The sequence below is a fragment of the Desulfosporosinus acididurans genome (assembly GCF_001029285.1).
Taxonomy (GTDB): domain Bacteria; phylum Bacillota; class Desulfitobacteriia; order Desulfitobacteriales; family Desulfitobacteriaceae; genus Desulfosporosinus; species Desulfosporosinus acididurans.
Genome location: NZ_LDZY01000004.1, coordinates 367,771 through 374,595, shown reverse-complemented (window position 1 = coordinate 374,595; position 6,825 = coordinate 367,771). Strand labels below are relative to the sequence as shown.

At 38.2% G+C, this 6,825-nt stretch carries 6 protein-coding genes; 3 read left to right on the top strand and 3 right to left on the bottom strand.

Features of this window, described 5'->3' with window-relative positions; all coding sequences use genetic code 11:
* On the bottom strand, window positions 1-342 hold a 342-nt coding region (locus DEAC_RS07585; RefSeq protein WP_047809401.1), incomplete at its 3' end, for a transposase.
* A gap of 866 nt (window positions 343-1,208) precedes the next feature.
* Between DEAC_RS07585 and DEAC_RS07580 the strand changes: the two genes are divergently transcribed.
* The 3 genes from DEAC_RS07580 to DEAC_RS07575 all read left to right on the top strand — a co-directional run bounded on the left by DEAC_RS07580 (window position 1,209) and on the right by DEAC_RS07575 (window position 3,037).
* Window positions 1,209-1,478, top strand: a complete 270-nt coding sequence (locus DEAC_RS07580; RefSeq protein WP_047809400.1) for a hypothetical protein — start codon at window positions 1,209-1,211, stop codon at window positions 1,476-1,478.
* A gap of 115 nt (window positions 1,479-1,593) precedes the next feature.
* Window positions 1,594-1,740, top strand: a complete 147-nt coding sequence (locus DEAC_RS23825; protein ID WP_200903105.1) for a hypothetical protein — start codon at window positions 1,594-1,596, stop codon at window positions 1,738-1,740.
* Between the two features lie 814 nt (window positions 1,741-2,554).
* A complete protein-coding gene (locus DEAC_RS07575; RefSeq protein ID WP_083995963.1) occupies window positions 2,555-3,037 on the top strand; it encodes a peptidoglycan-binding domain-containing protein in 483 nt (160 codons plus the stop codon).
* A 38-nt stretch (window positions 3,038-3,075) separates the two neighbouring features.
* Here DEAC_RS07575 and DEAC_RS07570 read toward each other — a convergent pair whose 3' ends face one another.
* Together DEAC_RS07570 and DEAC_RS07565 are read right to left on the bottom strand one after the other, a co-directional pair.
* Window positions 3,076-4,542 (bottom strand): amino acid permease, encoded by a 1,467-nt coding sequence (locus tag DEAC_RS07570; RefSeq protein WP_047809398.1) that lies wholly within the window; start codon window positions 4,540-4,542, stop codon window positions 3,076-3,078.
* A gap of 327 nt (window positions 4,543-4,869) precedes the next feature.
* Window positions 4,870-6,783: an APC family permease gene (locus DEAC_RS07565; protein WP_047809397.1), complete on the bottom strand. Its 1,914-nt coding sequence runs from the start codon at window positions 6,781-6,783 to the stop codon at window positions 4,870-4,872.
* Window positions 6,784-6,825 lie beyond the last annotated feature (42 nt).

Genomic DNA, 6,825 nt, shown 5'->3' with positions numbered 1-6,825 from the left:
CAAACGCAGTTTGCGAAATTTGGTCAATGAACTCGGCTCAATAACTGCCTCTTCTGGTGCCATATGAAGAAAATACTTAAAAGACATGTCATATTTTGAACGCTCAACTACATCAACATCCGACAAGTCATAGATAGTCTTCAACAATAAATATTTGAACATCCGAATAGGGTCGATGGCATTTCGACCGTTATCAAGACAATATTTATCTTTAAGTTCGTCATACAAAAAAGAGAAGTCAACCAGTTCGTTCATTTTTCTCAATAGATTATCCTTTGGTACGACTATATTATATATATCCATAAATGGACTGAGGATCATTGATTGTTGTTTTTGAATCATAGAACTCACCTACATGAAATTGATACTATAATTATAAAACAAAAAAGGTATAACTTCCTCTATATTATGAGGTGTTATACCTTTTTACTATAAGGACTTTTTCAGTGGCCTCCGTTGATGCTGGGAGTATTTCCGTGTTTAAGTTGTTGTGGAATGGACGATTGTTGCTGAATTTATTCATTGTTTATCACAGTTACCAATCGTTTATAAATAAAACCTGACATAAGCTTATTACCCTTATCATTGAGATAAAGAACGTCTTCAAGCAGTTCACTTAAATTAGAATGAAACTAACCTATTTCTGACACAAGACTAATTCAACGCAAATTCTTAACAAGGATACCACAATCAAGGCAAATTAGTATAAGAAATAATATCAATTTCATCTCACTTCACGTCCCATCACATTATAGCGACACTAATATTGGTAACCTCTATGTTAACATTGCAGCAGCTTACTTATAAAAGAAATACCCCTCACTTGGAGAGGTATAGTAAGAAGGAATAGATTGAATGGATAGACAAGCTGCATGCTGATCCTGATAATAATGGTAAAGCAGACTTGTGATGCTTCTATGATCATTATGTGAAGAATTTATCCAGTTTTTAAGCCCCCCACGCTCTATGTCAATCGCTGCAAAAGCGAAGTGATTTTTGGTTAAGATCCTTTTTTATCTACCTCTACATTTGTTTAATGGAATTGGTGAAATAGGGCATACTAGGACTTGATTTACATAATTACATTACGGACTTGATCTAAGATACAATGATGTTTAAATGTCTCATAAACAGGTGTTTCTCTTTTTGTGTCGAATTTAGTTATATGATCAAAAAAAGATTTTATCATTTATTAAAGGAGAGAAATTATGAGTTATCAAATTACAGGTGCTATTGTTAATGATGAGGGTGTTAAATATGCTATAGTTTTGGTCAATCATGATGTTGTACAGAATATTAACCAAAACGAAGAAGCTATAAATGCATATCTCCATATTTTCCCAGGAATGCCTATCATCCTATTGGGCCGTGATTGGCAGGGAAAATCTACTTATTACGGGCAAAAAGACATTGTCGATTATATTTCTAAAATAGATCCTCAAAGAATTCCCTGGAGACGGTATATAATCTCAGATTAATTGTGTTATCAGTATTCGTTTTAAGTAAACTATATACTTATTTGTCATAAATTAACGTTTTAGAATAAACTCTTTTGCAAAAACTAAATTCAGTTTATGTAAAGGAGATAAGAACATGGCAACCTTAGGTAAAAGCAACAATACAAATTTCTTACCAGAAAAGAACTCTCCCAAACCGGGAATCATAACCCCAAAAACAAAGGTTATAACCAAAAAGACAGATATTCTCACGAACGAGAATACAGATCCGAGTCACGATTAAACGTATGACTCATCTAACAGAGCAGTTTTGTCTGCTCTGTTTTTCATAATTAGCCAAGTTAGGTCTCCCCTGCTTCTGGCAAATATACTAGAACTCCTTAATCAATGAACTTTCTTTGGACATGCTGAATAATCTATATTAAGCATTATGTATCATTATAAACATCCTTTACAAAGGAGCGAACGAGATGATTATTTCAGCTCTACTCATTATAATTTTTTTATTGTCAATAATTATCCAGGAATTTAAGGAAATCAGAAAATTGCTCCTGTCAGCATGTACTCCCTTTAACCAATATCATTTTTAGTTTTTAAATCCTTAGACACCATTCCTAGGCTTCTATCATTAATTTCAAGGCGTACTGAACTCGTCTTACCTTCAGAGTAGCCGCTTACTCTCCCATAGTAAAATAAATATAAGATCTCCGCGTCCGGAGATCTTATTGCGCAATGTCCCATAGCCTTTTTGATTTTTGTCTATAGGACAAAACTTACATTATAAAATTTAAGGTTATTTCCTTTTGTGAATTCTTGAAAATAGAAAAACGCCCCTTTGGGAACGCCTCTGTTCTCAATTGGTAAAAATTACAGTAGCATTATAACACGGTAGGTCATGCATGTAAATATTGCTTTTTATTATCTTTAAAGAAGCTGAAAAACGCTTATTTTTGGCATCTTTAGATTGAATAAAGGAGAACCACTCCTACTTGAAGAGTGAGCCTTACGATTGGATAAAAAACACTATAAATAACATTGTCCCTCCTTAACATAGATGTTTAACTTAACATACAATGCAAAAAAGGAGGGATGGAATTTTGAATCACCGCCATGGTTATGATCATTCACACGATTCTACGTGCTCCGTCTTAAAGGAAGGATCTACAGGTCATGATGTTATAAAATTACAGGAACTCTTACTGGCAAACGGTTATTCCCCAGGAAAAATTGATGGAGTTTTTGGGCCAAAGACAAAATCGGCAGTATTATCGTTTCAAGCGAAAAACAACTTGGTTCAGGATGGAATCGTGGGAAAGCATACATGGAGCGCTCTCGGGGTGCACTGTGGCTCACCGGCAATCGATCACTGTCCCACTCTTTATGAAGGGACTACTGGTCCGGCAGTCATCAATCTTCAAGGGATATTAAAACAAAAGGGATTTTACACAGGAATGATTGACGGAGTTTTTGGGCCAATTACTAAAACAGCAGTACTCGCGTTTCAATCAAGCATGGGATTAGTTCAAGATGGAGTTGTTGGCAGGAAGACATGGAGTGCCCTCGGGGTTCATTGTTTCTAAGATCGCCGGGATATAAAGGAAAGAGAGGAGAATCTAATCTACCTCTCTTTTTCATGATCACACTTGGATTTACCATGTATTTCAGTTGCCAATTCCTCAGAGAATTCAGTGGAAAAATTTCTCTGATAATGACGATCAATTGCTAAGCCCCGTTTTTTTAAAACGCTTTTTTCTGATATCTGAGTTCTAAATATTCTCATCCCTAAATAGATGAGGGAATAGATTATGACCATGACAATACCTGTGACCAGTCCGGCGCTCTGTCCCGGAATAAACGGCATACTAATAAAAACCAAAATCATACTGATTAAAGCAAACCAAGAGGTATAGGGAAAGCCAGGCATCTGGCATTTTCCATGGGGAGGGCATCCTTTCTTTGTCCGGAAACGAATGTGGCAAGCCATAATAACTGCGTAGGTAAAAAGAAGAGCAAAGCCGCCGGAAGTGATTAAGACAAGGTAAACTCTCGGAAACAAGTGGCCAAACCCCAACCCTAAGAGCATAGCCATACCGGAAAATAAGATTCCGCGATAAGGAACTTCAGTCTTATCCCTCAGCCACTTAGGAGCATGTCTTTCGTCGCTTAAAGACCTAATCATGCGGCCTAGGCCAAAGACTGCGGCCAACATTGCAGAAAGGCTTGCAGAAATCAGCACCCCATTAAGCGCAGTGCCAGCCCACAATATTCCTCTCCGATTAAGAGACATAACCATCGGGCTCATATTGTCACTGAGTGCGGCTGTAGGAACTAAAGGCAAGAGGACAGCTGCATAGAGAATATATAACCCAACAAGGGATAAGACAGTATAAGCAATCGCTTTCGGGATTGTTTTTTGTGGATTCTTGACCTCTGAGGCAGCTAAACCTATAATCTCAAAACCGGCATAAGCAAACATAACAATTAGCATACTACCGGCGATTCCTTTCAGTCCTCCGGGCATTAATGGCTCATGTACTAATTCTCCGGCTCCAATCGGCCGTGTTCCTGGGATAATACCTACAATAAGAACAATCCCTAAAATAATGAAAAACACAATAGCTATTAATTTTATTGAGGAGAGACCACTTTCAAGCCTGCTTAGCCAATGTGAACCAAGAAGATTTAAGAGTGTAACGCCTACGATAAGAAAGGTTCCTATTAGTCCTATGGGTAGATTAGGAATCCATTGCCCCAAAAGAATTGGGATAGCCGTAGCCTCACTGGACATAGAGAAAATTGTACCAGTCCAGTATACCCACCCTACGACAAAACCCGTCCCCTCACCCAGCTCTTCCGCTGCAAAGGTGCTAAAGGATCCGCCGTAAGGATTAGCTACCGTCATTTCTGACAAAGCGAAGAGGATAAAATAAACTAGAATTCCGGCGAAAATAAAGGATAGTAAAATAGAAGGCCCTGCGGCATTCATTGCAACCGATGTTCCCAAGAAAAACGAACCCCCGATAACGCTTCCTAAAGCCATCATAGTCAGATGCCCCGCAGACATACCTCTATCTTTATTCTCCATAATATTCTCCCCTAATTTCATAGATTTTGATTTTTTCGAATCTGTTATCACTCAAAGTCAAAGAAAATCATTCTTCTTAAGCAATAAACCGAAAAGCAATAGTTATTATTCCCGTAAATTTATAATGTATTTTCAAAAGAAAAGCCGGCAAAGGTGTCAATCACCCAGCCGGCTTCTATACTCCGCTCCATCTCATTAATTCTCATGTATTTCCCGATTTACTGTGATAGATTATTGCTAGTTTTCATACCTACGTCCCCCCAAAAAAAGGGACTGTCCCGAAAAACAGCCCCAGGTAAATAACTCGTCAAAATAATGTCTTTCCTCTTATTCTTCCTCAGGTGTATGATAAGGAACACTTGTTACTAAAATGTTCTTGTGCAATAAAAGCAATAGCTTCATCAGTTGTCCCGTCTGATTGTGCAAGAAATTCTGCCATATCTTAGGCGGGACAAATTCCGGAATGACCAATGTTACTGTTGTAAAGTTAGGGTCTTTTTCGAGAGTGTCCAAGTAACCTAACAAATCATGAACCGTAGCTCTATATGGAGAATCTACAATATCTAAATCGATTTGAATATTGTTTTGTTTCCAATGTCTTTGGAGTTTCTCAGCCCTTTCCTTATCCGAAGCTATGTGTACAGCCGATATTAAGGGCGTTAGCTCATAGCCGTATTGAAGAGCCTTAAGAACAATTCTGTTTAAATCAAATACAGGAATAACGATCTTGCTCCGATATTCAGAAAGCTCAACATTAGAACGACGATTGGCAATTCTGGCAATCTCCTTATTAAATGCTTCGATGTCTTCTTTAGTTGGTTTAATAAGGGTAATTTCACGTTTGTAAACTTTCGAAACAACATGGAAGAAGAACATAAGTAAAGGAATGATTATGGCAACTAACCATGCACCTTCCATAAATTTAGTAATCAAGAAGATAATAAAGACCAAAAATGATATTAGTCCGCCGAATAAAAAGATTATCAAATCTTTGTAGTAACCCTTCGGTCTAGTCTCAATACAATGTTTAGCTAAACCAAAGCCTGTCAGTGAAAAGCTGATAAAAACGCCAATAGCATATAAGGGCAGCATGCTGTGGGTATCACCATCAAAGATAACGATTAATATAATTCCAATAATACTCAAGGTCCAAATTCCTGCACTATAAACCAAACGATCGCCTAAGTTTTTGAAATAACGGGGAGCATACCCGTCACGAGCCATGAGACTTAAGAGAATTGGCAAACCCACGAAAGGCGTATTGGCTGCGATGACCAAAATAATTCCGATACCTGCCATTAAAATATAATACATAATTGTTCTGCCGAAAATTAACAGTCCGAGTTGATTAATGATTGTATTGTCATCACTGGGGACTAAATGATATTTACTCGCCAGAAATACCAAGCCTATTAGACCGACTGCGACGATAGAACCAAGGATAAATAAGGTATGAATGGCTCGTTTCTGGGCAGGAGCTTTGAAAGCGGTTACACCATTACTTACTGCCTCTGTTCCCGTTAAAGCCGTTGTACCGGCTGCCATGGCTTTAAGAAAGAGAAATAAGGTCAAACTCTGAGTATTTGCCGCAATGATAGCATGAGAATAGGGCATAGGAGTAATTCCATAAATAAAATACTTAATTAAGCCAAACCCAACCAGGCTAAAAATGCTGATGATATACATATATACAGGTATAGCAAAAAGTTTCGCTGATTCTTTAAGGCCCCGTAAGTTGACCACGGTCATAAAAATAATAATAATACAATCTGCTAAAACTTTATGGGGGGTCGGTTCCAACCAACGGAAGATTCCGGTCAGATTCTCAACGGCCGAACTAACGCTAACTGCAACTGTAAGAATATAATCAATGCTCAGACTCGCACCGGCCAGCAAACCTGCTTTTTCCCCCAAATAGGCATTGGCAACAGTGTAGGAGCCTCCTCCTTGGGCATATTTTTGAATAGTACGCCGGTAGAGCATTAAAATGCTTGCAAGAAGCAATACAATAGCACCTGTGACCTTCATGGACGCTGCATAACCAGCAGTTCCAGCTAAGATTAGCACGTATAATATTGCATCCGGAGCATAGCCCTGAGAAGAAATGACATCAGATCCGAAGACCGGAATCCCGCCGAAAACTCCAATTTTATGACTTTCCGCACTCTGTGTTTCAAGAGGATGCCCGAATATTAATGTCCTTAGCTTTAACCAAAATAACTTTTTACTGGCAGAAGCCATACTATTCCCCTCCGATCTTTTCCTTTATTGTGTCTTTCTTTT

Bases quoted from the DNA above. Each gene is read 5' to 3' on its own strand.
- DEAC_RS07565 (WP_047809397.1), bottom strand. From the start codon at position 6,783: ATGGCTTCTGCCAGTAAAAAGTTATTTTGGTTAAAGCTAAGGACATTA.
- DEAC_RS23825 (WP_200903105.1), top strand. From the start codon at position 1,594: ATGGCAACCTTAGGTAAAAGCAACAATACAAATTTCTTACCAGAAAAG.
- DEAC_RS07580 (WP_047809400.1), top strand. From the start codon at position 1,209: ATGAGTTATCAAATTACAGGTGCTATTGTTAATGATGAGGGTGTTAAA.
- DEAC_RS07570 (WP_047809398.1), bottom strand. From the start codon at position 4,542: ATGGAGAATAAAGATAGAGGTATGTCTGCGGGGCATCTGACTATGATG.